This window comes from Curtobacterium sp. MMLR14_002 (assembly GCF_001864975.1).
In the GTDB taxonomy this organism is placed as follows: Bacteria; Actinomycetota; Actinomycetes; order Actinomycetales; family Microbacteriaceae; genus Curtobacterium; species Curtobacterium flaccumfaciens.
In genome coordinates, this window is record NZ_MJGT01000055.1 from 1 (window position 1) to 25,997 (window position 25,997).

Below are 25,997 nucleotides of genomic sequence, written 5' to 3' on the forward strand. Positions count from 1 at the left end.
AAGGAATTGCTTCATGACCCGGTCAGCAAGCCGACCAGGCACGAGGTCAATCAATAAATTGGCATTGACAATGTGCACGCTGTTGAGTTCTCAAGGACCAGACGCACTTGCTCCTCGGCTCGAGTTCGAGCTTCAGCCACAAGGCTTGTGTTCTTGGCTTGCCACCGGTTGTTCGTCGGACCCGGAGGTCCAGTGGCTCATCCCGAGGGGAGAGAACCGGTGGGCTTGTCATCCTAGGCGTCGAAGCGATCCGGCGCAAGGCCCGATCTGAACTTCAGTGGAGGATGGTCCCGCTTGAGGGCCGACGTGCTCTGGGCTTTCGCTCCAGCCGCTCCGCCGCACCTTTGGGGTGACGAGTAAGAACTATACGCAGCCCTGAGCGAGTGCGCCAAGCCAGCTCCCATCCCGGGCGTGTCGCGTTGTGCAACACACGTCGCCCGGACGCAGCGATGCCCGGTTCCACAGGGGAACCGGGCATCGCAGGGGGTCGAGCAACCGGGATCAGGCGAGCGTCACTCCGGCGAGGGTCTTCTTGCCACGACGGAGGACGAGCACTCCCCCGGGCAGGGCGAGGTCGGACAGCGGTGCGGCGGCGTCCTCGGCTCGGACGTTGTTCACGGAGACGCCGCCCTGGTCGATCGCGCGGCGGGCCTCGCCGAGGGACTTCACGAGTCCGGTCTCCACGAGTGCCCGTGCAACGTCCGCTCCGGAGTCGAGCGTGACCGACCCCGGCAGCGCGGCGATCGCCGACCGCAGGGTCTCCGGGTCGAGTGCACCGAGGTCACCGTTGCCGAACAGCGCGGCCGCGGCATCGATCGCCGCCTGGGTCGCCGCCACTCCGTGCACGATCGAGGTGACCTCGAAGGCCAGGGTCCGCTGGGCCTCTCGTCGGAAGGGCTCGTCGGCGACGGCCTGCTCGAGTCGTTCGATCTCGGCACGCGTCAGGAACGTGAACTGCCGCAGCCGGGCGATCACGTCGGCGTCCGTCGTGTTGAGCCAGAACTGGTACATGGCGTAGGGCGAGGTCATCTCGGCGTCGAGCCAGATCGCGTTGCCCTCGCTCTTGCCGAACTTCGTGCCATCGGAGTTCGTGATGAGCGGGGTCCCGAGGGCGTGCACCGTGGCACCTTCGGCACGACGGACGAGCTCCGTGCCCGAGGTCAGGTTGCCCCACTGATCCGAGCCACCGGTCTGCAGCGTGCACCCGTACTGCCGCCAGAGTTCGCGGTAGTCGAGCCCCTGGAGGATCTGGTAGCTGAACTCGGTGTAGCTGATCCCCGCATCGGAGTTCAGGCGCGCGGCCACCGCGTCCTTCTTGAGCATCGAGTTGACGCGGAAGTACTTGCCGACGTCGCGCAGGAAGTCGATCGCGGACAACGGGGCGGTCCAGTCGAGGTTGTTGACCAGCCGGACGCCGTTGTCGCCGTCCGGACTGAGGAACCGGGACACCTGGGTCTGCAGCCGGGACACCCACTCCGCTACGGTCTCCGGCGTGTTCAGCGTGCGCTCGGCCGTGGGACGCGGATCGCCGATGAGACCGGTCGAACCACCCACCAACGCGAGCGGCTTGTGCCCCGCGAGCTGCAGCCGCCGCATGGTCAGGAGCTGCAGGAGGTTGCCGCAGTGCAGTGACGGCGCGGTCGGGTCGAACCCGCAGTAGTACGTGATCGGCTCACCGTCGAGGGCCTCTTGCAGCGCGGTCTCGTCGGTCGAGACCTGCACCAGACCGCGCCACTGCAGTTCGTCCCACACCGAGTCGAAGGCGGGGTCGTTCTGCTGGCGCGTCAGGACGTCTTGAGCGGTATCACTGGACACCCCGCCATCGTAGCGGCGACGGACGTCCGGCAGGCGCGGCGGCCGGGAGGCCCGTGGCCGGGTTCACGAGTCGAGGGCGCCCTTGTGCCGCCGGTACGTCGAGACCGTGGGGTCACCCGTCAGCCAGAAGCGCCAGGGGTACCGCGCCCCGCCGGCGATGCCGCCGACGCCGGTGCGCGGCCCGCGGGAGATCCGCGGGACCGCAGCGCCCGCGGGCGGACCGGCCAGGGTCTCGGACAGGAGCTCGTCGATCACGTGGGCCGGTCCGGCGGAGGCGAGCCGGGCCTCCAGGCCGGGTGCCAGGGTGAGCACGAACGGGCCGGACCCGTCGAGGAGCGACGTGCCGTCATCCTGCCCGAGGACCGCTCCGAGCGCACCACCGAGGTTGCCGGGCCCGCGTGCCAGGGCGACGTCCGCGACCTTCGACCCGCGACGCGCCCGCGCGACGTCGAGTCCCTCGACGACCTGCGCACCGCGCAGCAGGGAGCCCGACGAGGTGCCGGCCGGCCCGCTCACGACGTTGACGCAGGTGTGGATGCCGTACGAGCGGTAGGCGTAGAGCGTGCCGGGCGGCCCGAACAGGTGGCGGTTGCGCTCCGTCATCCCCCGGTGACCGTGTGATCCGGGATCGGTGGGGCCGGAGTAGGCCTCGACCTCGGTGATGCGGAGCGCCACGCCGCGCCCAGCGATCGTCGCACCGAGCAGGGCCGGTGCGGCGATCGGGGCAGGCTCGGCGAGCAGCGCGGCGATCCCCTCGGTCATCGCGAGAAGGGTGCGCCCTCGGCCAGGTCGCGGACGCGGCGGGTGACGGACGCGAGCTGCTCGGCGACCCGGTCGGGCGCGGTGCCCCCGACGCCGGAGCGCGATGCGACGCTGCCCTCGATCGTCAGGACGGCACGGACGTCGGGCGTGAGGTGCTCGGACACCGACCGGTACTCGTCGTCGGTCGGTTCGTCGAGCTCGATGCCGCGCTCCTCGCAGTACCGGACGAGTGCGCCGGAGACCTCGTGCGCATCCCGGAACGGGACCCCCTGGCGGACCAGCCACTCGGCGACGTCCGTCGCGAGCGAGAAGCCCTGCGGCGCGAGCTCGGCCATCCGGTCGGTGTCGAAGGTCAGGGTCGCGATCATGCCGGTGAACGCGGGCAGCAGGACCTCGAGCGTGGCGACGGAGTCGAAGACCGGCTCCTTGTCCTCCTGCAGGTCGCGGTTGTAGGCCAGCGGCAGTCCCTTGAGGGTCGCGAGGAGCCCGGTCAGGTTGCCGATCAGGCGCCCCGACTTGCCCCGGGCGAGCTCGGCGATGTCCGGGTTCTTCTTCTGCGGCATGATGCTCGAGCCGGTCGAGAAGGCGTCGTGGAGCCGGACGAAACCGAACTCCTTCGTGTTCCAGAGGATGACCTCTTCCGACAGGCGCGAGACGTCGATGCCGATCTGCGCGAGGACGAACGCGAACTCGGCGACGACGTCACGGGCTGCCGTGGCGTCGATCGAGTTGTCCGCCGGACGGTCGAAGCCGAGCTCCGCGGCGATCGCGGCGGGGTCGAGGCCGAGCGAACTCCCTGCCAGCGCACCGGCACCGTACGGGCTGACGCTCGCGCGGCCGGCCCAGTCGCGGAGGCGCTCGAGGTCGCGGACGAGCGGCCAGGCGTGCGCGAGCAGGTGGTGGGCCAGGAGCACGGGCTGCGCGTGCTGCAGGTGCGTGCGCCCCGGCATGATCGCGGCCGGGTGCTCGGTCGCCTGCTGGGTGATCGCGTCGACGAGGTCGATCACGAGTCGGCCGATGCGCCGCCCGTGGTCGAGCATGTGCATGCGTCCGAGGGTGGCGATCTGGTCGTTGCGGCTGCGACCCGCGCGGAGCTTGCCGCCGAGTTCGGGACCGAGGTCGGCGATGAGCAGGCGTTCCAGGGCGCCGTGGACGTCCTCGTCGGAGTCGTCGGGCTGCAGTGTGCCGTCGGCGTGCGCCGCTTCGAGCCGGTCGAGGCCGGCGAGCATGCGTTCGAGCTCGTCGGCGGTCAGGTAGCCCGCGGTGTGCAGCGCTCGGGCATGGGCTCGGGACCCCGCGATGTCGTACGGCGCGAGCTGCCAGTCGAAGTGCGTCGACTTCGAGAGCGCGGCGAGGGCCGCACTCGGGCCGTCGGCGAAGCGGCCGCCCCAGAGGGCACCGGTGTTGGTGGCGTCGGTCTTCTCGTCGGTCATGTCGTCCTGCGTCGTTTCGTCAGTGCTGGGTCGGGCCGGGGGCTGTTGGTCGGTGCGGGGCTGCTGTCGGTCAGTTCGCCGCGTCGCGGCGGGCGGAGATCTTGCTGGGCAGTGACCAGAGCTCGATGAACCCCCTGGACACGGACTGGTCGAACGCATCGCCGGTGTCCGACGTCGCCAGGTCGAAGTCGTAGAGGCTCTGCTCGGACCGACGACCCGTCACGGTGGCACGCCCGCCCTGCAGCCGCAACCGGACGTCGCCGGAGACGTGCTGCTGGGTGTGCTCGACGAACGCGTCGAGGCTGCGCTTGAGTCCGCCGAACCACAGGCCGTCGTAGACCAGGTCGGCCCACTCGGACTCGACGCCGCGTTTGAACCGGGCGACGTCGCGCTCGAGGGTGAGGCTCTCGAGCTCCTCGTGCGCGGCGATGAGCGCGATCGCGGCCGGCGCCTCGTAGACCTCGCGCGACTTGATGCCGACCACCCGGTCCTCGACGACGTCGATCCGCCCGACGCCGTGCTTGCCGGCGACCGCGTTGAGCTCCTGCACCATGCGCAGCACGCTGAACCGCTGCCCGTCGAGGGCGACCGGGACACCGCGGTCGAAGGTGATCGTGACCTCGTCGGCCTGCTGCGGGAGCGCCGGGTCCTGCGTGGTCGCGTAGAGGTCGTCTGCGGGAGCGGTCCACGGGTCCTCGAGGAACCCGGTCTCGACCGCTCGGCCCCACACGTTCTGGTCGACCGACCACGGCTCCCGCTCCGAATGCTGGATCGGCAGCCGGTGCTCCTCCGCGTAGGCGATGGCGCGGTCGCGGGTGAGGGCGAGGTCCCGCACCGGGGCGACTGTCCGCAGGTCCGGTGCGATCGCCGCGACGGCTGCCTCGAAGCGGACCTGGTCGTTGCCCTTGCCGGTGGAGCCGTGCGCGACGCTGTCGGCACCGAGTTGCTTCGCGGTCAGTGCGAGGTGCTTCGCGATGAGCGGGCGGCTCAGTGCCGAGACGAGCGGGTACCGCTTCTGGTAGAGCGCGTTGGCCCGGAGCGCCGGCACGATGTACTCGTCGGCGAACTCGTCCTTGGCGTCGACGACGAGCGACTCGACGGCGCCGCAGTCGAGCGCACGCTGCCGGACCGCCTCGAGGTCCTCGCCGCCCTGGCCGACGTCGACCACGAGCGCGACGACGTCCTTGCCGGTGGCGTCGCGCAGCCAGCCGATCCCGACGGAGGTGTCGAGACCGCCGGAGTACGCGAGGACGACGCGGTCAGCCACTGGTGATCGGTCCGTCGGCTAGTCGTTGGCGAGCAGCCAGGCCAGCAGCGCCTTCTGGGCGTGCAGACGGTTCTCCGCCTCGTCCCAGATGATGCTGCGGGGGCCGTCGATGACGTCGGCGGTCACCTCGAACCCACGGTCGGCCGGCAGGCAGTGCATGAAGACGGCGTCGTCGGCGGCGTGCGCCATGAGCGCGTCGTCGACGCGGTACCCCGCGAAGGTGTCGAGGCGCGACTGCTTCTCGGACTCCTTGCCCATCGACACCCAGGTGTCGGTCACGACCACGTCGGCACCCGCGACCGCGGCCACCGGGTCGGTCACCACGAGGACGGAGCCGCCCGTCACGGCGGCGCGTTCCTCGGCGTCGGTGACGACCTGCGCCGACGGGGAGAACTCGGCGGGGGCGGCGACGCGGACGTGCATGCCCGCTGTCGCCCCGGCGAGCAGGTACGACTGCGCCATGTTGCTCGCACCGTCACCGATGAACGCCACGGTCTGCCCGGCGAGGGCGCCGCGGTGCTCACGGATGGTGAGCAGGTCGGCGAGGAGCTGGCAGGGGTGGAAGTCGTCGGACAGCGCGTTGACGACGGGGACCGTCGTGCCGGCGGCCATCTCCTCGAGCCCGGCCTGACCGTAGGTGCGCCACACGATCGCCGACACCATGCGCTCGAGCACGCGGGCCGTGTCCGACGGGGTCTCCTTGCCGCCGAGCTGGCTGTTCGCCGTCGAGATGATCAGCGGGCTGCCGCCGAGGTCGGAGATGCCGACGTGGAAGGACACCCGGGTGCGGGTCGACGACTTGTCGAAGATCACCGCGACGCTCTGCGGACCGGCCAGCGGCTTCTCCGCCCAGCGGTCGGCCTTCATGCGGTCGGCGATGTCGAGTATCGCGGACTGCTCGGCCTGGCTCAGGTCGTCGTCACGGAGGAAGTGGCGGGTCATGCGGTGGGCTCCTGCGCTGCGGCGACGGCCGCGAGGCTCTGGGCGAGGATCGACAGGAACTCGTCGATCTCGGCGTCGGACACGATGAGCGGCGGCGCGATGCGCAGGCTCGACTCGTTGGGGGCGTTGATGATGAGGCCACGCTCGAGGGCGGCTGCGTTGACGGCCGGACCGATCGGACCGGTCAGACCGACGCCGATGAGCAGGCCGGTGCCACGGACCTCTTCCACCAGCGGGGAACCGATGGCGCGGATGCCGTCACGGATCCGCTCGCCCTTGACCACCGCGCCGGCGACGAGTTCCGCACGCTCGATCTCCTCGAGCACCGCGTTGGCGACGCGGGTGCCGAGCGGGTTGCCGCCGAAGGTCGACCCGTGCTGGCCGGCCGAGAACAGGTCGGACGCCCAGCCGAACGTGACGAGGGCGCCGATGGGGAAGCCACCGGCGATGCCCTTCGCGACGGTGATGGCGTCCGGCGTCACCCCGTGGCCCTGGAACGCGAACCAGTTGCCGGTCCGGCCGACACCCGTCTGGATCTCGTCGAGGATCAGCAGTGCGCCGTGCTCCGCGGTCAGTCGGCGTGCCGCCAGCAGGAAGCCCTCGGGCAGGTCGACCACGCCGGCCTCGCCCTTGATGGGTTCGAGGATCAGGGCGGCGACGGAGTCGTCGATGGACGCTTCGAGCGCCTCGATCGAGGTGTCGATGTGCTCGACGCCCGGGATCATCGGCAGGAAGTCCTGCTGCAGCGCGGGCTTGCCGGTGAGCGCGAGGGCACCCATCGTGCGCCCGTGGAAGCCCTGCTTGAGCGCGAGGATCCGGGTCTTCGTGCCGTCCGCACCCTTGTTGAGGCGGGCCAGCTTGAACGCGGCCTCGTTCGCCTCGGCGCCGGAGTTGCCGAAGTACACGCGGCCCGCGTCACCCGCACCGGTGATGCGCTTGAGGCGCTCGGCGAGTTCGAGCTGCGGCGGGGTGGCGAAGTAGTTCGACACGTGCACGAGCTTCGCGGCCTGGTCGGCGATCGCCTGCACCAGGGCGGGGTGCGCGTGGCCGAGCGAGTTCACCGCGATGCCGGCGAGGAAGTCGAGGTACTCGTTGCCGTCGACGTCCCAGACGCGGCAGCCCTGGCCACGCTCGAGCATGATCTTGGGCGGGGTCAGGGATCGCATGAGCGACGCCCCGAACCGGTCGTTCCAGGTCTCGGTCTGCGTCTCGGTGCTCACTGCTGGTGTCCCTTCTCGTCCGTACCCGCCACGTGCTGGCCGGTACTGCTGTCGATCGACGGCGACGCCACGCGACGGCCGATCTCGGCGTGGGTCATCTGGTTCTCGGTTCGTCGGCTCGGGTCCGGGATCACCTCGGTGCCCGCACCCCGCAGGGTGAAGACCTCGAGCAGGATCGAGTGCGGGATCCGGCCGTCGATGATCGTCGCACCGCCGACCCCGCCGACCACGGCGTCGAGGCACGCGGTCATCTTCGGGATCATCCCCGACTCGAGGCTCGGCAGGAGTTCGCGGAGCTCGTCGACGGCGATGAGGTCGACGATCGAGTCACGGTCGGGCCAGTTGCGGTACAGGCCGGGGACGTCGGTGAGCATCATGAGCTTCGAGGCCCGCAGCGCGATCGCCAGGGCACCCGCCGCAGCGTCCGCGTTCACGTTGAGTGCCTGGTCGGGGTGCGCGTCGTCGATCGCGATGCTCGAGACGACCGGGATCCGGCCTGCCTCGATCGCGGCGAGCACACCGGACGGGTCGACGTGGGTGATGTCCCCGACGTGGCCGAGGTCGTACTCCTGCCCGTCGACGACGACGCCCTTCTTCTCGCCGGTGAACAGCGAGCCGCCGTCGCCGAACACGCCGACGGCCAGGCCCTCGCCGTGTTCGTTCACCAAGTCGACGATCTCGCGGTTGACCTCGCCGGCCAGGACGTCGCGGACGACGGTGATCGCCTCGGTCGTCGTGACGCGGTAGCCGCCGCGGAACTCGGACTCGATGCCCTGTTCCTTGAGGGCCGCGGAGATCTGCGGGCCGCCGCCGTGCACGACGACGGGGTGCAGACCGGCGTAGCGCAGGTAGACCATGTCCTCGGCGAAGGCGCGCTTCAGGTCCTCGTTCACCATGGCGTTGCCGCCGAACTTGACCACGACGACCTTGCCCGAGAAGCGCTTCAGCCAGGGCAGCGACTCGATGAGCGTCGCGGCCTTGACCGCGGCGAACTCGTGTTCTTCTTCCTTCGTGAGGGGCGTGCCGGCCCCGTTCGTGTCCGCCGCCATCAGCTGGAGTACGCGCTGTTCTCGTGCACGTAGTCGTGCGTGAGGTCGTTGGTCAGGATCGTGGCCGAGTGCGTGCCGACACCGAGGTCGATGCGCACGTGGGTGTCACGAGGGGTCAGGTCGACGGAGTCGCTCGGCTCGTCGGGTGCGCCCGCGTGGCAGACCCGGACGCCGTTCATGCTGACGTCCACCGCGTACGGGTCGAACTCGGCGTCGGTGGTGCCGATCGCTGCGAGCACCCGGCCCCAGTTCGGGTCGTTGCCGAAGACGGCCGCCTTGAACAGGTTGTTCCGGGCGACGCTCCGACCGACGGTCACGGCGTCGTCCTCCGTCGCGGCGTGCACGACCTCGATCGCGATGTCGTGGCTTGCACCCTCGGCGTCCTGCTGCAGCTGACGGGCCAGATCGGCGCAGACCGCGGTCAGGGCTTCCTGGAAGTCACCGACCTCGGGCGTCACGCCGCTCGCACCCGACGACAGCAGCACGACGGTGTCGTTCGTGGACATGCAGCCGTCGGAGTCGACCCGGTCGAATGTGATGCGGGTGGCGGCACGGAGCGCCTGGTCGAGCTGGTCCGGCGTCTGCACGGCGTCGGTCGTGATGACGACGAGCATCGTCGCGAGGCCCGGGGCGAGCATCCCGGCGCCCTTGGCCATGCCGCCGACGGTCCAGCCGTCCTCGGTCACGACGGACTGCTTGGCCTTCGTGTCCGTCGTCATGATCGCGGTCGCCGCGTCCGGGCCGCCGTCGCTGCTGAGTGCAGTGCTCGCCAGGTCGACGCCACGGAGCACGTTGTCGCGGAAGGTCTGGTCGCCGACACCGATGAGCCCGGTGGAGCAGACGACGACGTCGCCGGCTCCGATCCCGAGGGCGTCGCCCACGGCCTCGGCCGTCAGGTGCGTGGTCTGGAAGCCGAACGGGCCGGTGAAGCAGTTCGCGCCGCCGGAGTTCAGGACGACGGCACGGGCGACGCCGTCCCCGACGACCTGGCGGGACCAGATCACGGGGTGCGCCTGGGCTCGGTTGCTGGTGAAGACGGCGGCCACGGCCGCGTCGGGGCCGTCGTTGACGACGAGGGCCACGTCCGGCTTGCCGCTCGTCTTGAGGCCTGCGGTGACACCGGCGGCGCGGAAGCCCGCTGCCGCGGTGACGCCCTGGAGGCCCGGCTCGGTCTGGGTGGTCGTGCCTGCGTCGGTCACGGTGCGACTCCGTCCACGCTGAGGCCCGTGGTCTCGGGGAGACCGAGGGCGATGTTCGCCGACTGGACGGCGGCGCCGGCCGTGCCCTTGGCGAGGTTGTCGAGCGCGGTCACCGCGACGACGCGGCCGGCGGCCTCGTCGACGGCGATGCCGACGAGCGCGGTGTTCGCACCGATCGTGTCCGCGACCCGGGGGAACTCGCCCTCGGGCAGCAGGTGGACGAAGGGCTCGTCGGCGTACGCCTGCTCCCAGGCGAGTCGGACGTCGCGTGCGCTGACGCCGGGCGAGAGCTTCGCGGTGGTGGTCGCCAGGATCCCCCGCGACATCGGGACCAGGACCGGCGTGAACGAGATCGTCACGTCGGCGGCCCCCGCGAGCTGCAGGTTCTGCTGGATCTCGGGGACGTGCCGGTGCGAGCCACCGACGGCGTAGGCGCTGGCGGACCCCATGATCTCGGAGGCCAGGTAGGTGGTGGCCAGCTTCTTGCCGGCGCCACTCGGGCCGACGCTGAGCACCGCGACGAGGTCGTCGGACTCGACGAGGCCGGCCTGGATGCCCGGCTGGATGCCGAGCGTCACCGCGGTGACGTTGCAGCCGGGGACCGCGATGCGCTTCGTGCCGACCAGGGCAGAACGCTGCTTGCCCTGCGACGCGATGTCGTCGACCTCGCGCCATTCATCGGCCGAACCCGGGGTGGGCGCCGCGAGCAGGAGCTCGGGCAGCCCGTAGGTCCACGCGCCGAAGTAGTCACCGCCGTAGAACCGCTCCCACGCCGCCGGGTCCGTCAGCCGGTGGTCCGCGCCGCAGTCGATGACGAGCGTGTCGTCGCCGAGTTCCGCGGTGATCGCACCCGACTGGCCGTGCGGCAGCGCCAGGAAGACCACGTCGTGCCCGCGCAGCGTCTCGGCCGTCGTCTCCGCCAGCGTCAGGTGCGACAGTGAACGGAGGTGCGGCTGGGTCGCGATCAGGGGCTGTCCGGCGTTCGAGAACGCCGTCACCGTCCTGACCTCGAACTCGGGGTGGGCGGAGAGCACGCGCAGGAGCTCACCACCCGCGTAGCCGGAGGCTCCCGCCACGGCGACGGATACGGACATGGGATTCCACCTTTGGTCGGACTGGTCGTCGAGAGAGTCGGAGGCGGCGACCCCGGGCGGTGCTGATCCCGTGTGGGTCAGTCGCGCAGGGTCGCCCCGAATCGCTCGCCGGCACGTCGGACAGCGCCGTCACGGGCCTCGGTGGCCTCGGCAGCGGTCAGCGTGCGGTCCGTGGCACGGAAGCGCAGGGCGAACGTCAGGGACTTCTGTCCCTCGTCCACGCCGGAGCCCCGGTAGTCATCCACGAGCCGAGCATACTCCAACAGGTCTCCGGCGCCAGAGCGCACCGCATCCAGCACGTCACCGGCCGGCACGCTGGCATCGACGACGAGCGAGAGGTCCTGCGTGGCCGCCGGGTAGGAGACGATCGGCGCGACCGCGACGAGTTCCGGGGCCGCGGCGACCAGCGCGTCGAGGTCGAGCTCGACGACCGCCACCACCCGGGGCAGGACGGCGGCCTCGGCCAGTTCGGGCAGGAGCTCACCGGCGACGCCCACGACCGTGCCGTCGACGAGCAGCGACGCGGCCCGGCCCGGGTGGAGGGACGGGTGGGTCGTCTGCGCGACGGTGAGTTCCACACCGACGGCCCAGGCGACCTGGCGGGCAGCGTCGATCGCGTCGGCGATGCCGAACGGTTCCGCCGTGGTGCCGGGCTGCTTGACGACCCGGTGGCCGGTGAGCAGCGCGGCGACGTGGAAGGGCTGGGCGGGCAGCGAGGCGTCCAGCGCCTCGAGCGTTGCACGGTCGGGCCGGGCGGCGCCCGCCGGGACCTCGTCGGTGCCGAGCGTCACGCCCGTCACCGGCAGGAACACCCGGGACGTCTCGTAGAGCGCGACGTCGACGAGCCCGCGCGACACGTTGCGACGGGCAGCGTCGACCAGGGCCGGGACGCCGCTCCGGCGCAGGAGGTTCTGCTCGCTGTCCAGGGCGTTCGCGAGCACGACGCTCGGTCCGCCCTGCGGGTCGATCCCCGGGTAGGCGTCCTGCGTGGCCGCCGACACGAACGGTGCCGTGACGACCTCGGTCAGGCCCGCCGCGGCCAGCGCCGAGGCGACCCGACGACGAGCCTGCTGGTGCCGGGTCAGGCCCCGGCCGGGCGGAGCGACCGGCAGCACGCTCGGGATCCGGTCGTAGCCGACGATGCGCGCGACCTCTTCGACGAGGGTGGTGTCGTCGGTCAGGTCGGGACGCCAGGTGGGCGGAGTGACCGCGAGCTGCTCACCGTCGGCCTCGACCGTGGCGCCGATCGCACGGAGCGTGTCGATGACCTCGGCGTCGGTGTAGTCGACGCCGACGAGTTCGGACGGACGCGAGAGCCGCATCGTCACGGTCGCCCGCGGCTCGGTGTCGACGAGCGTCGACCCGAGGGCGTCAGCGGTGCCGCCGGCGAGCTCGACGAGGAACTCGACGGCACGGTTCGCCGCGGCCTCGGCCACCTGCGGGTCGACCCCGCGCTCGAAGCGACGGGATGCCTCACTGGGGAGCTTGTGGCGACGAGCGGTGCGGGCGATGGAGACCTGGTCGAACCCGGCGGCCTCGATCAGGACGTCGGTGGTGCTCGCCGAGATCTCGGTGCGGGCTCCGCCCATGACGCCGGCGAGGCCGACGGGACCGTCGTCGTCGGTGATGACGAGGTCTTCGGGGTCGAGCTTCCGGACCGTGCCGTCGAGGGTCTCGAGCGTCTCGCCAGCGGTCGCCCGGCGCACGCCGAGGCCGCCCGCGACGGTCTGCAGGTCGTAGCCGTGGAGCGGCTGGCCGAGCTCGAACATGACGTAGTTCGTGATGTCGACGGGGAGGGAGATCGAGCGCACCCCGGCCAGCGACAGGCGCGACACCATCCAGGACGGTGTCTTGGCGGCCGGGTCGATCCCGCGCACGACGCGCGTGACGAACGTCGACGCTCCGACTCGACCCCGGATCGGGGCCTGGTCGTCGATCGTGACCCGGAAGCCCTCGGCCGCACGCGGCGCGACGCGGTCGACGGGATCGTGGAAGCTGGCTCCGGTGGCGTGCGCGTACTCACGGGCGACACCGCGCATGCTGAGCACGTAGCCGCGGTCCGGCGTGACGTTGATCTCGACCGCGGCGTCGTCGAGGCCGAGGAGCGCGATGGCGTCGGCACCGACGGTGGGGTCCATGCCGAGGTCGGCGAAGCGCAGGATGCCGTCGTGCTCGTCGCCCAGCCCGAGCTCGCGGGCCGAGGCGATCATGCCGTCGGACACGTGCCCGTAGGTCTTGCGGGCGGCGATCGGGAACGGCCCGGGCAGGACCGCACCGGGCAGCGTGACGACGACCAGGTCGCCGACGTCGAAGTTGTGCGCGCCGCAGACGATGCCGCGGGGCTCGGCTTCGCCGACGTCCACCTGGCACCAGTTGATGGTCTTGCCGTTCTTCTGCGGCTCGGGGACGCGCTCGAGGACCCGACCGACCACGATGGGGCCGGTCAGGTCGAAGGTGTGGACGTCCTCTTCCTCGAAGCCGACCGACACGAGCGCCGCGTGGACGTGCTCGAGGGTGACGTCCTCGGGGAGGTCGACGGACTCACCGAGCCAACGGAGTGGGACGCGCATCAGACCACCGTTCCGAACTGCTGCGAGAAGCGGATGTCGCCCTCGAGGAAGTCACGCATGTCGTTCAGGCCGTTGCGGAACTGCAGCGTCCGCTCGATGCCCATGCCGAACGCGAAGCCCTGGTACTCGTCGGGATCGATGCCGGCGGCACGCAGGACGTTGGGGTTCACCATGCCGCAGCCACCCCACTCGACCCACCGCGCGCCACCCTTGGCGTTCGGCTGCCAGACGTCCATCTCGGCGCTGGGCTCGGTGAACGGGAAGTAGTTCGGGCGGAGCCGGATCTGCGCCTCGGCGCCGAACATCTGCCGGGCGAAGTGCTCGAGCGTGCCGCGCAGGTGCGCCATCGTCAGGCCCTTGTCGATCGCGATGCCCTCGACCTGGGTGAAGACCGGCAGGTGCGTGGCGTCGAGCTCGTCGGCACGGTAGACGCGACCCGGCGCGATGACGTACAGCGGGAGGTCACGCGACAGGAGCGACCGCACCTGCACCGGCGAGGTGTGGGTGCGCATGACCAGGTGCCGGTCGACGGGCTCGACGAAGATCGTGTCCGCCATGGCCCGGGCCGGGTGGTCCTGGTCGAAGTTCAGGGCGTCGAAGTTGAACCACTCGTGCTCGAGCTCGGGGCCTTCTGCCACTTCCCACCCCATGCCGACGAAGATGTCGGCGACGGCTTCGTTCAGCAGCGAGAGCGGGTGGCGGGAGCCGGTGGCGCGGTGGACCGGCAACGCGGTGACGTCGACGCGCTCGGCTTCGAGCCGTGCGTGTTCCTCGGCCACCGCGAGGACGGATTCCTGCTCGGCGATCGCCGCGTTCACCCGCCCACGGGCCTGCCCGACGAGCTTGCCCGCCGCGGCCTTCTGCTCCGGCGGCACACTGCGCATCGATGCGTTCATCCGCGCCAACGGTGACTGCTCACCGGTGTGCTCGGCCCTGGCCTGCTTCAGTTCGGCGACCGTCGTCGTGGCACGGACGGCGGCGAGGGCCGCGTCCACCGCGTCGGCGACGGCCGATTCGCTGATCTCGAGAGGTTCTGACACGAGACCCAAGCCTACCGGCCGTCGGGATACCACCCACCTGCACCGAGCGGACGGTGGATGACCGACGCCGACGACCGGCCTGGGGAGGGAGGAGCGTCAGCTCCGGAGCGCGAAGGCCGACTCGTACAGGCACACCGACGCAGCGGTGGCGAGGTTCATCGACTCCGCCTGCCCGTAGATCGGCACCTTGACGGCCCGGTCGACGAGCGCCAGGTCGTCGGCGGTGAGTCCGCGGGCCTCGTTGCCGAAGACCCACGCGGTCGGACCGTCGAGCATCCCCTCAGCGCGGACCACCGGCAGGTCGTCGCCGGAGACGTCCGCCGCGAGCACCGTGTAGCCGAGGGCCTTCGCCCGCTCGATCGTGTCGGCCAGGGTCACGCCGACGGACACCGGGACGTGGAACAGGGACCCGGTCGTCGACCGGACGACCTTCGGGTTGTACGGGTCGACCGAGCGTCCGGTCAGCACCACCGCGTCGGCACCGGCCGCGTCGGCGGCCCGGATGATCGTGCCGGCGTTCCCCGGGTCCCGCACCTCTTCGAGGATGGCGACCAGTCCGGGCAACGCGGCCTGCTCGTCGGACGCATCACGGGCCTCCCGGTCGGCGGCTGCCGCAGCGCGGTCCGGGAAGACGTCCTTCACCGACGTCGGGAACTGCTGGCACACCGCCACCACGCCCTGCGGGGTGACCGTGTCGGCCATCGCGTCGAGCACCTGCTCGGTCACGAACCAGGTGTCCACCGGCGCGTCGTCCAGCCCGTAGCGGGCTGCGGCGGTCGGCGTCACGTAGAGCTCGCGCAGGAGCTCCGGGGCGTACTCCAGCGCTTCGCGGACGGCTTGGGGCCCTTCCAGCAGGAACAGGCCGGTCTCGGCCCGGACGTCCTTCTTGGCCAGGGCCGCAACGGCCTTCACGCGTCCGGCACGGGGGTTCTCGAGGAGATCGCTCACGACCCAAGTCTAGGAACGACGAAACCCCCGCCGTGCGGCGGGGGTTTCGCGAGCAGAAGAACTGACTACGCAGCCTTCGGGGCCGAGGTGTCGGCCGGGAGGGCCTTCTTCGCGGTCTCGACGAGCGCGGTGAAGGTCTCGGGGTTGTTCACCGCGAGGTCGGCGAGGATGCGACGGTCGACCTCGACGCCGGCCAGGTTGAGACCCTGGATGAGGCGGTTGTAGGTCAGGCCGTTCGCACGGGACGCAGCGTTGATGCGCTGGATCCACAGGCGACGGAACTCGCCCTTCTTCGCGTGACGGTCGCGGTACGCGTAGACGAGGGAGTGGGTGACCTGCTCCTTGGCCTTGCGGTACAGGCGCGAACGCTGGCCGCGGTAGCCCTCGGCGCGTTCGAGGATGACGCGGCGCTTCTTGGCGGCGTTGACCGCTCTCTTTACTCGTGCCATTGCACTATTCCTTTACGATCCGGGGGCTCAGTGGCCGAGGAGCTTCTTGACGTTCTTCGCGTCACCCTTGGAGAGGACCTGGTCCTCGTTCAGGCGGGCCTTGCGCTTGGAGCTCTTGACCTCGAGGTTGTGACGCATACCGGCCTGCTGCTTCATGATCTTGCCGGTACCGGTGACCTTGAAGCGCTTCTTCGACCCGGAGTGGGTCTTCTGCTTGGGCATGGTGGTGCCTTTCCGTGGGATGGATGGGGGGCCGCGTCGTTGCGGGTTCGGTCCGGGGACCTATTCGGCCGCGGCGTCCGTGGATTCCGCAGCTGCCTCGGACGTGGAACCGGCCTCGGCCTCGTCCTTGCCCTTCGCGGCGTGCTCGGTGGCACGACGCTCGGCCTTCTGTGCAGCACGCTTGGCGTTCTGCTCGCCCTTGACGTCGGACTTGTTCTTGAGCGGGGCGATGATCATCGTCATGTTGCGACCGTCCTGGGTCGGACGCGACTCGACGACACCGAACTCGGCGATCTCTTCCGCGAACTTCTGGAGGAGACGGACACCCTGCTCCGGACGCGACTGCTCGCGGCCACGGAAGAGGATCATCGCCTTCACCTTGTCGCCGCCGAGGAGGAACCCCTCGGCGCGCTTGCGCTTCGTCTCGTAGTCGTGCACGTCGATCTTCAGGCGGAAACGGACCTCTTTCAGGTCCGTGTTCACCTGGTTGCGACGGGCTTCCTTGGCCTTCTGAGCAGCCTCGTACTTGAACTTGCCGTAGTCCATGATCTTGGCCACGGGCGGCTTCGAGTTCGGCGCGACCTCGACCAGATCCAGTTCGGCTTCCTGCGCGAGACGCAGTGCCATGGCGATCGGGACAACGCCGACCTGCTCACCCTGCGGACCGACGAGTCGGACTTCGGGAACGCGGATTCGGTCGTTGGTACGGGGATCGGTGATGCGGAGCTCCTTCAATCAGGTGGTGGCCGTCCGGGGCGTTTGCCCTGGACGACAGCACGAGAGAGGAGATCTGACGCACGGGATGTCGACCCGTTCGGCAGCCGCCCTGCATCGGATCCGTGGGATCCGACCGACGGGTGCAACACGTGCACTCGCGGAGCGGTGGTGACCCGGTAGCCTGGTGGAACGCGGCCGCGGGTGGGAGAGACTCCTCTTTCGTGACACCGTCCGGGTGTTGTCGAGGATCTTGATCTCAGGAGAACTGATGTCAAGGGAACTGACGGCACACGGACAGCATCTGCCGCGAGCAAGCCTAGCAGAGGAGCACCGTGAGCGACACCCCGATCGACGACACCGGCATCGACGCCGCCAGGGACATCGCGGAGGTGCCGGCGGTCGAACTCATCAACACCGTTGCGGTGCACCTGCTCAGTGCCGCGGCCGTCAAGGTCGGCCTGGCAGACGACCCGCAGGAACAGACCGACCTGGACGAGGCGCGGAAGCTGATCACCGCGCTGGCCGGCCTGGTCACCGCCGCTGCGACCGAGATCGGCGACCACCACGCCCGTCCGCTCCGCGACGGGCTGCGTTCGCTGCAGCTCGCCTTCCGCGAGGCATCGGCGATCCCGGACCCGATCGGTGCCGGACCAGGCGAGAAGTACACGGGTCCCGTCAACTAGACGACGTTACCCGGAGACGGACGGGAGGCCCGTGGCTGTGTCGCCACGGGCCTCCCGTCCGTTCGTGGGTCGCGTTCAGGACCCGCTGTCGCCGACCAGGCGCGCGACGGCCGCGAGCGGGATCCCGACCCAGTCGGGTCGGTTGCGGGTCTCGTAGACGACCTCGTAGACCGCCTTGTCGAGCTCGAACGCGTCGAGCAGCGCGCTGTGGGCGGTGAGGTCCGCGCCGGTGCCCCGCTGGTAGCCCTCGAGGAAGCGGGCTCGCGCCTCGGCTGCCCACGAGGCTGCGTCGACCGGTTCGGCATCGTGTGCCAGCGCGCCCGCGACGTAGTCGAACGATCGGAGCATGCCCGCGACGTCGCGCAGGGTGACGTCCGGCAGCGAGCGTTCGTCGAGGGGGCGGAGCGGCTCGCCCTCGAAGTCCAGGAAGACCCACCCGCGGGGGTCCGGTGCCGACAGGACCTGTCCGAGGTGCAGGTCACCGTGGATGCGCTGCAGGTCCGGCCACGTCGCGTCGGCGGCACGGGCGTAGACCGCGCGGATGGCGTCCACGTGGTCGGCGACGGCCGGGGCCTCGCGGGCGGCGGTGTCGAGTCGGGCGTGCATCGTCGCGACGGCGGCGTCCCGTCGGGGTGCGTCTGCCGGTTCCGTCGGCAGCGCTCCGGCGAGGGTGCGGTGCACGTCGGCGAGCGCGGTGCCGAGCTGCTCGGCGCGGTCACCGAACGGGGTGCCGGCCTGCGCTTCCTGCAGGGCGACGCGCCAGGCGTCGTCGAGCCCGGGGAGGAACTCCTGGGCGAAGGCGAGGTGACCCGTCGCCGTGCCGTCCGGGCGTCCGACGTCGGGCCAGTCGGCGCGGAGGGCTCCGTAGACCCGCGGCACGCGCGTGCTGCCCGCCGCCGTGAGGGCGAGCTGCGTGGTCACGTCGGGGTTGTCGCCGTGGTGCAGCACGCGGAAGACCTTGATGATGACGCGGTCGCCGGACTCGGTGTCGCAGATGACCGACGTGTTGGACTGCTCACCCGTCAGGACGCGGGCGGCGGTGACCCGGCCGATCGGGCTGAGGCTGTCCGGTGCCGCGTCGATGCGTGCGGCGAGCGCCGAGACCCACACGAGGTCGGTGGTGGCGTCGACGACCGTGCCGTCCGGGCCGGTGGTGATCGGTGACTGGTAGAGGACGGGGACCGCGGGGGCCTCGTCGAGCACCAGCCGGGTCCCGTCGTCGGTCGAGATCGTCCGGAGGTGTGGCACGGACCCCTTCGAGGCGTACCAGCGGCGGTCGGCGATCCAGGACTCGAGGTCGCGGTCGCTCGGCGTGCTGGTGTCGGGGGCGCTGGTGTCGGGGGCGCTGGTGTCTGCGCTCGTGTCTGCGCTCGTGTCTGCGCTCGTGTCTGCGCGGGTGTCGGGGGCGCTGGGTGCTCCGTCGCTCATGCAGCGGAACCTACGCGCCGGGGCCTGGCGAGGTGCCGAGTCCCCCACAGGACGGGCCGGGGAGCGCTCCGTCCACAGAACCCCGCTGCCCCCCGGTCTGACACGGGTGCGCCGGACGACACTTGCGGCATGCCCCGATCCGCTGCCGCTCCTCCCCCCGCCGCTGACGCTGCACGTGCGCTCCCCGACCCCCGCCGGACCTGGCGGATCCTCGACGACCGCAGGCTCCCCGCACTCGAGCCGTTCGCCTCCGACGTCCGCCGTCACGAAGCGGTGACGGTGCGCGAGACGGTGTGGGACTCCGACAACCGGGTGCTCGCCGCCGAGGGTGTCGTGCTCACACGCTCGCCGGACGGCACCTGGACGATCGACCGGAGTGCCCACGGGGTCGGCCCGGAACCGCTCGACGGCGCGTTCGACGATCCCCCACGGGACGCGGTCGAGGTGTTCCTGCGTGGTCGTCCACTGCGGACCGTCCTGGTCCGTGACACCACCACGACGCTCGTGACCCTCCGTGGCAGGGACGGCCGGGTGCGGGCCGAGGTCGCCGACGTGCGCGTGGACGACGGCGACCCGGACACCACCGTGCTGCGATCGTCGCGGTGGTGGGCGCTGACGGACGACGGACGCGACGGTGCCACGGCACGAGCGGCCGAACGAGCGCTGCACGACGCGGCGACGGACCCGGTGGACGTTTCGTCGGTACCGCTCCCCCGAGGCCCGGAGCCGGCGCCGGAACGCCGACGCGGCCGAGCGAAGCGCCCCCGGCCGGACACCGCCGCCGGGCTCGTCCTCCGGGTGCTCGATGCCCTGCGGCGCGACCTCGTCGCGGCGGACCCCCGGGTCCGAGCTGACGAGCCCGAGGCCGTGCACGACCTGCGGAAGGTGCTGCGCCGCCTGCGGAGTGTGCTCGCGGCGTTCCGCGGCGCGCTCGACCGCCAGGCGACCGAGGAGCTCCGTGCCGCCCTGGCCGAGACCGGACGGATCGCCGGGACCGCTCGCGACGCCGAGGTGCTGCACGCCGGCCTGTCCCGGTCGGCCACACACGCCCCCGACGGGTACGTGGACGCCGAGACCCTCGACCGCATCGCTTCGGAGACCGCGGAACGTCGCAGCGTCGCCGCGGCCGAACTCCGGCGAGCGCTGCGCTCCGACGCCTGGTTCCGGACACTCGACGCCCTCGACGACCTACTGCTGCGGGCACCGGCCGGCCCGCACGCGGACGACGACGCGGCCACGTTCGCCGCCCGGCGCACCCGGCACGAGCGGGCACGCGTCGGTCGGCTGCTGGGTAATCCCAGCGATGACCTCGACACCCTGCACGAGGTCCGGAAGGCCGCGCGCCGGTTGCGCTACGCACTGCAGGCGGCCGGTGACGTGCCCGACGTCGGGAAGCGCCGGCTCGGTCGACTGCGACGGGTGCAGGAGACCCTCGGCGAGACGCTGGACGCCGCACACGCCGCCGATGCGTACCGACGGCTGGCAGCCGTGGCAGCGCAGCACGGCGAGGACACGTTCGGGTACGGCGTCCTGGCGACGACCGAGCAGGCGGCCAGCACGCAGGGCCTGCGCCGATCACGGAAGCTGCTCGCGCGGCTCTGACCGGGTGCGAGAATCGGGCCGTGCCGCACTACTTCGAGGACCTCGCTGCCGGACAGACCTTCACGACGCCGGGGCGCACCATCACCGAGGCGGACGTGGTGTCGTTCGCCTCGTGGACGAACGACAACAACCAGGTGCACACGGACGTCGAGTTCGCGGGGAAGACCCGGTACGGCCAGCGGATCGTGCACGGGTTGCTCGGCACCTCGCTGTGCCTCGGGCTCATCGCGCGCACGGGGGTGTTCGAGGGGTCCGCGGTGGCACTGCTCGGGATCGACCAGTGGCGGTTCACCGAGCCCGTGTTCATCGGCGACACCGTGACCTGCACCGTCGAGGTCCTCGGCACCCGGCTGACGAGTTCGGGGACGACCGGGATCGTCGAACGAGCGGTGGCCCTGCGGAACCAGCACGGCGTGGTCGTCCAGCAGGGACGGATGGACGTCATGGTGCTCACCCGCGACGCCGCGATCGACTGAGCGACCGCTCGACGAGCGCCCCGCGGAACCTGCTCCGCGCAATCCCGACTCCCTCTTTACAACGATGTACCAGCACGGGAGCATGGACGCATGAGCACGCTCGACGGCATCGTGGCCGCACCTGACTCCGCTTCCGCCCCCGGCCTCCCCCTCGCTTCGCGGCAGGACGGCACGTACCCCCGGCCGCAGATGCTCCGCACCGCCTGGGCCGACCTCGACGGCACGTGGTCGTTCCGGAACGACGGCGACGACGACGCCTGGCGCACCGGCTTCACCGACGCCCGGGACATCGTCGTCCCGTTCCCGCCGGAGTCCCCGGCCTCGGGCATCGACGAGCCCGGGTTCCACCCCGTGGTCTGGTACTCCCGCGCGATCACCCGCTCGGAGCTCGACGCCGCCGGGTTCGGCACCGGCGCGCCTCGGCTCGTGCTGCACTTCGGCGCCGTCGACCACCGCGCCCGCGTCTGGATCGACGGGCAGTTCATCGGCGGACACGAGGGCGGCCACACCCCGTTCTCCTTCGACGTCACCGAGGCGCTGACCACGGACCCCGACGCCGCGCACACCCTGGTGGTCCGCGCCGAGGACGACCCGCACGACCTGACCCAGCCGCGCGGCAAACAGGACTGGCACGAGGACCCGCACGCGATCTGGTACCGCCGGACCACCGGGATCTGGCAGACGGTCTGGCTCGAGGCCGTGCCGACCGCCTCGATCGCGTCCCTGCGCTGGACGAACGTCGACCACGCGACCATGCGGCTGACGGTCCGACTCGACGGTCACCGCACCGGCGGCGAGCGCCTGCGCGTCGAGGCCCGCTGGGACGACCGCGACGAGCACCTCGCCACGATCGAGACCACCGTCGGCGAGACCGGGGACGAGTTCGACGTGGTCGTGCCGATCGCGCGGCAGACGAACGGGCAGGCCGAGGACGAGCTGCACTGGACCCCCGACACGCCCCGGCTGATCGACGCCACGGTCACGCTGCTACCGAGCGCCGGCAACGACACGACTGCGAGCACGGGCGGGCTCGACGCCGTCGCCAGCTACTTCGGGATCCGGACGGTCGGGGTCGACGGGGGCGCGTTCCTGCTGAACGGCCGACGCCATGACGTCCGCAGTGTCCTGAACCAGGGCTACTGGCCCGAGTCGCACATCGCCGCCCCGTCCCGCCAGGCACTCCGCCGCGAGGTCGAACTCATCAAGGAGCTCGGCTTCAACGCTGCCCGCAACCACCAGAAGGTCGAGGACCCCCGGTTCCTGTACTGGGCCGACCGGCTCGGACTCATGGTGTGGGGCGAGGCCCCCGGTGCCTACGCGTTCTCCCCCCGCGCCGTGCAGCGTCTGATGCGTGAGTGGATGGACGCCGTCGAGCGTGACGCCTCGCACCCGTCGATCGTCACGTGGGTGCCCGCCAACGAGAGCTGGGGTGTGCAGCACATCGCCACCGACCCGGCCCAGCAGGCCTACGCGCGGGCCCTCGCCGACGTCACGCGGGCGTTGGACCCGACGCGTCCGGTGATCTCGAACGACGGGTGGGAGCACACGAACTCCGACATCGTCACGATCCACGACTACGAGGGCGACGGACCCCGGCTCGGGGCCACCTACGCGGACGAGACCGCACGGACCCGACTCCTCGGTGGGATCGGCCCGGCGGACCGCCGCATCCTCGTCGGCGGCGCCGAGGACCTCGGCCAGCCGGTGATGCTCACCGAGTTCGGCGGCGTGAACTACCAGCCCGGCGTCCAGCGCGAGGACGGCTGGGGGTACACGTCGGCCACTGACGGCGACGACTGGGTCGCTCGGATCACCGCGCTGTACAACGCGATCCGCGCGAGCTCGTTCCTCGCCGGGTCCTGCTACACGCAGCTCACCGACACCATGCAGGAGACGAACGGCCTGCTCAACGCAGACCGCTCCCCGAAGGTCCCGATCGAGCAGATCCGTCGCGCGGTCACGGGACGCTAGCCGGGAGGCCCGCACTTCGTGAGCAGGAATGGTCGGGTCCGGCAGACGGACTCGACCATTCCTGCTCACGATGCACACGGGTTGCCTCGCGCCGGGCGGGTGGCGGCCCGCGATGCGGGGCGCGGCCTGCGATCTGGGAGGATCGGGCGGGTGACGAGCGTGGCGGAAGCGAGCCGGGCCTCCAGGCGGGGGTTCCGCAGCCTGCTGACCGGACGGCGCAGCGCCTGGACCGCGCCGCTGCTGATCTGGGTGGGTTCGCGGGTGGTCAGCACGGTGCTGCTGGCGACCGTGTACCTGCTGGCGACCGCGAACGGCTGGCCGTTCGCCTCGTACCGGCAGGATCCCTCATTCTTCACGTTCTCGGGCTCGTGGGACGCGTCGTTCTACCGGATCATCGCCGAGCACGGGTACCCCGCGACGCTGCCGGTCGACGACTCCGGGCACGTCCTGCCGAACGCGTGGGCGTTCCTGCCGGTGTTCCCCGCGGTGGTGCGGATCCTGATGACGCTGACCGGCGCCTCGTTCTGGGTCGCCGGGGTCGTGGTGGCGTCGATCGCCGGAGCGGGCGCCTGCGTGCTGCTGTACCGGCTGGTGCTCGCCGTCGGGTGCTCGCACCGGGCCCGCTGGGCGACGGCCCTGTTCGCGTTCGCTCCGACGGGGTTCCTGCTGCAGGTCGCCTACGCGGAGAGCCTGCTGCTCGTGCTGCTGTTCGGCGCGCTGCTGGCGCTGGTGCGGCGTCGGTACTGGCTGATCGCGCCGCTCGGTGTCGTGGCGGCGTTCACGAAGCCCGGGGTCCTCGCGCTGGCGCTGGCCCTGGCCGTGCACCTGGTCCTGCGGTGGGTCGGAGCGCACCGCTCGGGGCGCGCTGCCGAAGTGTTCCCGTGGGGTGACCGGATCGCGATCGTGGTGACCGGCCTGGTCGTCGCGGCTGCGGGACTGGCGTGGCCCGTCATCGCGACGGCCGTGACGGGGCGGCCGAACGCCTACCTGGACACCGAGCTGTCGTGGTGGGTGGGGTTCGTCGGGCGGCAGCACTTCGCGCCGCTGACGCCGTGGTTCACGATGGCGTCGACGTGGCTCGGGCCGCTCGGCATCGGACTCGTCGTCGTGGTGCTCGCCGGCGCGGTGTGGTTCTTCTCGCGCAGGAGCACCCGGGCCCTGGGGACCGACGTGCTCGCGTTCACGGCGTCCTACGGGCTCTACCTGGTGGCGGTGTTCCTGCCGCAGCAGTCGTTGCCGCGGTTGCTCATGCCGATGGCACCGTTGCTCGGATCGGACGTCTTCGTGGGGACACGGCGGCGGGCGGTGACGTGGCTGGTCGTCGGGGTGTGCCTGCAGCCGGTCGCGATCGTGCTGCTGTGGTTCCTCGGGTACCCGTGAGCGGCGCTGTCCGTCGGCGCTGCAAGACACCGGTGTTCGCCGGTTGAACACGCGCAGACCGCGGTGCGACGCGCGAACACCGGTGTCTTGCGGGCCGCGACAGCGCTACACGTCGAACGTGTGGAACCAGGCCGATCCGCCGGGGTGCTGCACCGTGATCATCTCGTCGAGGTCGCGGTAGGGGCCGTCCTGGTTGTGGCTCGCCGACTTGATGCGGATGGTGCCGTCGGGCTCGGTGAAGACCTCGGACACGATGGTGGTGTGGTCCGGTGACCCGTTGGCGTTCCAGTCGAAGAACACGATGTCGCCGACCTTCACCTTGTCGCGCTCGTCCGACGAACGCCGGGTGAGTCCGAACTCGGCCGCGTTGGTCTCGAGCCACGGGTCCATCGTCGGGCAGTAGGTCCACGTCGCACTGTGCTCGGCACCGGCTGACCGGTTGTACCAGTCGGACCGCTGCTCCCACCCGCGGGCGATGAGCGTCTGGCTGACGTAGTTCGCGCAGTCGCCGCCGATCGGGTTCATCGTGCCGTACTCGGCGAGGTTGTAGTCCTTCCAGTACCGCATCGCGTAGGCGAGCTGCCGGTCGACGTCGGTCAGTGCGGCGTAGGCCAGGGTGGTCGAGGCGACCGCGCTGCCCGCAGCGGGCGTCGCGGCGGCGGTCGGGGTCGGCGTGGTCGTCGCGGTGTCCTGGGTGGCGCCGCTCTGCCCGTCGTTCGCGGCGCTGCCGTTGCCGTCAGAGGACTGGTTCGCCGACGCGGTGGGCTCGATCACCGCGGTGAAGAGCGCGATGTCGGCGTCACCGGCGGTGTACATCGCCTGGTGCGGGGCCGTGAAGGTCACCTTCGACGCGGTGGCCTTGACGTCGCGCGCAGCGACACCACCGACGGTGACGCCCTTGACGGCGGCGAGTCCGGTCCCCGTCACGGTGATCGTGACGCCCCCGGCGAGCGGGACCTGCGCCGGAGTGACGGCCTTCGCGACGGGCTTCGCCGTCGGGGTGGACGATGCGTCCCCACCCCCGGAGCTCCCACGCCCGCCGCCCGAGCCCTTGCCCGAGTCGCCGCCCTTGTCGCTGCCGGAAGAGCACGCCGCGACGGCGAGCCCGATCCCGGCGACGCCGGCGAAGGACAGGAGTGCGCGGCGGTTCATCGAGGCAGTCATGACACGACCAGCGTAAGCGACACCTCCGTCGTTCCGACACGGCATGATCGTCTTCGGGGGCGAGCGTCCTCCGTGTCCCAGCGGACCCGTTCGGAAGGAACACACATGCCCGAGAGCCACGACTTCTTCGTCGCCACCGACCCCGAGACCGCCCGTGCCCAGGTGCGCGAGGCCCTGTCCCGCGAGGGCTACACCGTCGACGACGCCGAGCAGGGGGCACTCCGTGCGACCCGCGGCAGCCTCGGCCTGACGCTCCTCATCGGCGGCATGGCGAACGACCGCACGTTCCACACCCGCCTCGACGTGCAGATCATGATCGCCCCGGACGGCCGCACGGTCGCCCGACTGCTGCGCGGCTCGGGCAAGTCCGCGATCAAGGGTGGAGCGCTCGGCATCTCGCGCGGCAACCGTGCCTTCGAGCAGGCCGCGAACGCGATCCACACCACCTTCGCGCAGTCCGGCGTGCTGACGGAGAGCATCGCCGGCTGACACGTCGACGGCGGGGACGGGTCCGACGCGACCCACAGACGGACGGGAGGCACGGTGCCAGCTGGCACCGGGCCTCC

23 protein-coding genes are annotated in these 25,997 nt (G+C 71.1%); 6 read left to right on the forward strand and 17 right to left on the reverse strand.

Translation table 11 applies throughout. The features are described from left to right. Positions 1 to 501: 501 nt before the first annotated feature. The 15 genes from tyrS to infC all read right to left on the reverse strand — a co-directional run bounded on the left by tyrS (position 502) and on the right by infC (position 16,745). Entirely contained in the window at positions 502 to 1,815 is a 1,314-nt protein-coding gene (gene tyrS / locus BIU91_RS08975) for a tyrosine--tRNA ligase (RefSeq protein WP_071405135.1), read from the reverse strand. A gap of 63 nt (positions 1,816 to 1,878) precedes the next feature. Beyond that, complete coding sequence (locus BIU91_RS08980; RefSeq protein ID WP_071405136.1) at positions 1,879 to 2,577, reverse strand: DNA-3-methyladenine glycosylase; 699 nt, start codon at positions 2,575 to 2,577, stop codon at positions 1,879 to 1,881. Continuing rightward, on the reverse strand, positions 2,574 to 4,010 hold the full coding sequence (gene argH, locus BIU91_RS08985) for an argininosuccinate lyase (RefSeq protein ID WP_071405137.1): 1,437 nt from the start codon (positions 4,008 to 4,010) through the stop codon (positions 2,574 to 2,576). Before argH ends, BIU91_RS08980 begins: the two co-directional genes overlap by 4 nt. A gap of 70 nt (positions 4,011 to 4,080) precedes the next feature. Then, the gene (locus BIU91_RS08990) at positions 4,081 to 5,277 is read right to left on the reverse strand and encodes an argininosuccinate synthase (RefSeq protein ID WP_071405138.1); all 1,197 of its coding nucleotides are present in this window, start codon (positions 5,275 to 5,277) and stop codon (positions 4,081 to 4,083) included. An 18-nt stretch (positions 5,278 to 5,295) separates the two neighbouring features. After that, positions 5,296 to 6,219, reverse strand: a complete 924-nt coding sequence (argF, locus tag BIU91_RS08995; protein ID WP_071405139.1) for an ornithine carbamoyltransferase — start codon at positions 6,217 to 6,219, stop codon at positions 5,296 to 5,298. Then, the gene (locus tag BIU91_RS09000) at positions 6,216 to 7,439 is read right to left on the reverse strand and encodes an acetylornithine transaminase (RefSeq protein ID WP_071405140.1); all 1,224 of its coding nucleotides are present in this window, start codon (positions 7,437 to 7,439) and stop codon (positions 6,216 to 6,218) included. Before BIU91_RS09000 ends, argF begins: the two co-directional genes overlap by 4 nt. Continuing rightward, positions 7,436 to 8,488, reverse strand: coding sequence for an acetylglutamate kinase (argB, locus tag BIU91_RS09005; RefSeq protein ID WP_071405141.1), 1,053 nt, complete (start codon positions 8,486 to 8,488; stop codon positions 7,436 to 7,438). Before argB ends, BIU91_RS09000 begins: the two co-directional genes overlap by 4 nt. Beyond that, positions 8,488 to 9,687, reverse strand: a complete 1,200-nt coding sequence (gene argJ / locus BIU91_RS09010; protein WP_071405142.1) for a bifunctional glutamate N-acetyltransferase/amino-acid acetyltransferase ArgJ — start codon at positions 9,685 to 9,687, stop codon at positions 8,488 to 8,490. Before argJ ends, argB begins: the two co-directional genes overlap by 1 nt. Next, on the reverse strand, positions 9,684 to 10,781 hold the full coding sequence (locus BIU91_RS09015; RefSeq protein WP_071405143.1) for an NAGSA dehydrogenase family protein: 1,098 nt from the start codon (positions 10,779 to 10,781) through the stop codon (positions 9,684 to 9,686). Before BIU91_RS09015 ends, argJ begins: the two co-directional genes overlap by 4 nt. A 77-nt stretch (positions 10,782 to 10,858) precedes the next feature. Continuing rightward, entirely contained in the window at positions 10,859 to 13,351 is a 2,493-nt protein-coding gene (pheT, locus tag BIU91_RS09020; RefSeq protein ID WP_071405144.1) for a phenylalanine--tRNA ligase subunit beta, read from the reverse strand. Next, positions 13,351 to 14,391, reverse strand: a complete 1,041-nt coding sequence (gene pheS / locus BIU91_RS09025; RefSeq protein ID WP_071405145.1) for a phenylalanine--tRNA ligase subunit alpha — start codon at positions 14,389 to 14,391, stop codon at positions 13,351 to 13,353. The genes pheT and pheS overlap by 1 nt, the downstream gene beginning before the upstream one ends. Positions 14,392 to 14,487: 96 nt before the next feature. Next, positions 14,488 to 15,339: an RNA methyltransferase gene (locus BIU91_RS09030; RefSeq protein WP_071405146.1), complete on the reverse strand. Its 852-nt coding sequence runs from the start codon at positions 15,337 to 15,339 to the stop codon at positions 14,488 to 14,490. A 65-nt stretch (positions 15,340 to 15,404) separates the two neighbouring features. After that, positions 15,405 to 15,788, reverse strand: a complete 384-nt coding sequence (gene rplT / locus BIU91_RS09035; RefSeq protein ID WP_017887975.1) for a 50S ribosomal protein L20 — start codon at positions 15,786 to 15,788, stop codon at positions 15,405 to 15,407. A gap of 27 nt (positions 15,789 to 15,815) precedes the next feature. Then, positions 15,816 to 16,010 carry a 50S ribosomal protein L35 gene (gene rpmI / locus BIU91_RS09040; RefSeq protein WP_017887976.1) on the reverse strand — a complete coding sequence of 65 codons (195 nt, stop codon included), beginning with the start codon at positions 16,008 to 16,010 and terminating at the stop codon, positions 15,816 to 15,818. A 60-nt stretch (positions 16,011 to 16,070) separates the two neighbouring features. Next, positions 16,071 to 16,745, reverse strand: coding sequence for a translation initiation factor IF-3 (infC, locus tag BIU91_RS09045; RefSeq protein ID WP_081827403.1), 675 nt, complete (start codon positions 16,743 to 16,745; stop codon positions 16,071 to 16,073). Positions 16,746 to 17,059: 314 nt separating this feature from the next. On the opposite strand from infC, the gene BIU91_RS09050 reads away from it, so the two are divergent. Continuing rightward, entirely contained in the window at positions 17,060 to 17,410 is a 351-nt protein-coding gene (locus BIU91_RS09050) for a DUF1844 domain-containing protein (protein WP_027466553.1), read from the forward strand. Between the two features lie 75 nt (positions 17,411 to 17,485). Here the strand turns inward: BIU91_RS09050 and BIU91_RS09055 are convergent, their stop codons facing one another. Further along, a complete protein-coding gene (locus tag BIU91_RS09055) occupies positions 17,486 to 18,838 on the reverse strand; it encodes a phosphotransferase (RefSeq protein ID WP_253183714.1) in 1,353 nt (450 codons plus the stop codon). A gap of 129 nt (positions 18,839 to 18,967) precedes the next feature. Between BIU91_RS09055 and BIU91_RS09060 the strand changes: the two genes are divergently transcribed. From BIU91_RS09060 to BIU91_RS09075, 4 genes are all read left to right on the forward strand, one after another. Beyond that, complete coding sequence (locus BIU91_RS09060) at positions 18,968 to 20,440, forward strand: CHAD domain-containing protein (protein WP_071405147.1); 1,473 nt, start codon at positions 18,968 to 18,970, stop codon at positions 20,438 to 20,440. A gap of 20 nt (positions 20,441 to 20,460) precedes the next feature. Beyond that, positions 20,461 to 20,916: a MaoC/PaaZ C-terminal domain-containing protein gene (locus tag BIU91_RS09065; protein WP_027466555.1), complete on the forward strand. Its 456-nt coding sequence runs from the start codon at positions 20,461 to 20,463 to the stop codon at positions 20,914 to 20,916. 90 nt (positions 20,917 to 21,006) lie between these two features. After that, on the forward strand, positions 21,007 to 22,887 hold the full coding sequence (locus BIU91_RS09070; RefSeq protein WP_084740949.1) for a glycoside hydrolase family 2 TIM barrel-domain containing protein: 1,881 nt from the start codon (positions 21,007 to 21,009) through the stop codon (positions 22,885 to 22,887). 150 nt (positions 22,888 to 23,037) lie between these two features. Then, positions 23,038 to 24,267 (forward strand): hypothetical protein, encoded by a 1,230-nt coding sequence (locus BIU91_RS09075; RefSeq protein ID WP_084740952.1) that lies wholly within the window; start codon positions 23,038 to 23,040, stop codon positions 24,265 to 24,267. A gap of 105 nt (positions 24,268 to 24,372) precedes the next feature. Here the strand turns inward: BIU91_RS09075 and BIU91_RS09080 are convergent, their stop codons facing one another. Continuing rightward, positions 24,373 to 25,431, reverse strand: coding sequence for an amidase domain-containing protein (locus BIU91_RS09080; protein ID WP_071405148.1), 1,059 nt, complete (start codon positions 25,429 to 25,431; stop codon positions 24,373 to 24,375). 105 nt (positions 25,432 to 25,536) lie between these two features. Between BIU91_RS09080 and BIU91_RS09085 the strand changes: the two genes are divergently transcribed. After that, a complete protein-coding gene (locus tag BIU91_RS09085; RefSeq protein ID WP_071405149.1) occupies positions 25,537 to 25,920 on the forward strand; it encodes a hypothetical protein in 384 nt (127 codons plus the stop codon). Positions 25,921 to 25,997: the final 77 nt, after the last annotated feature.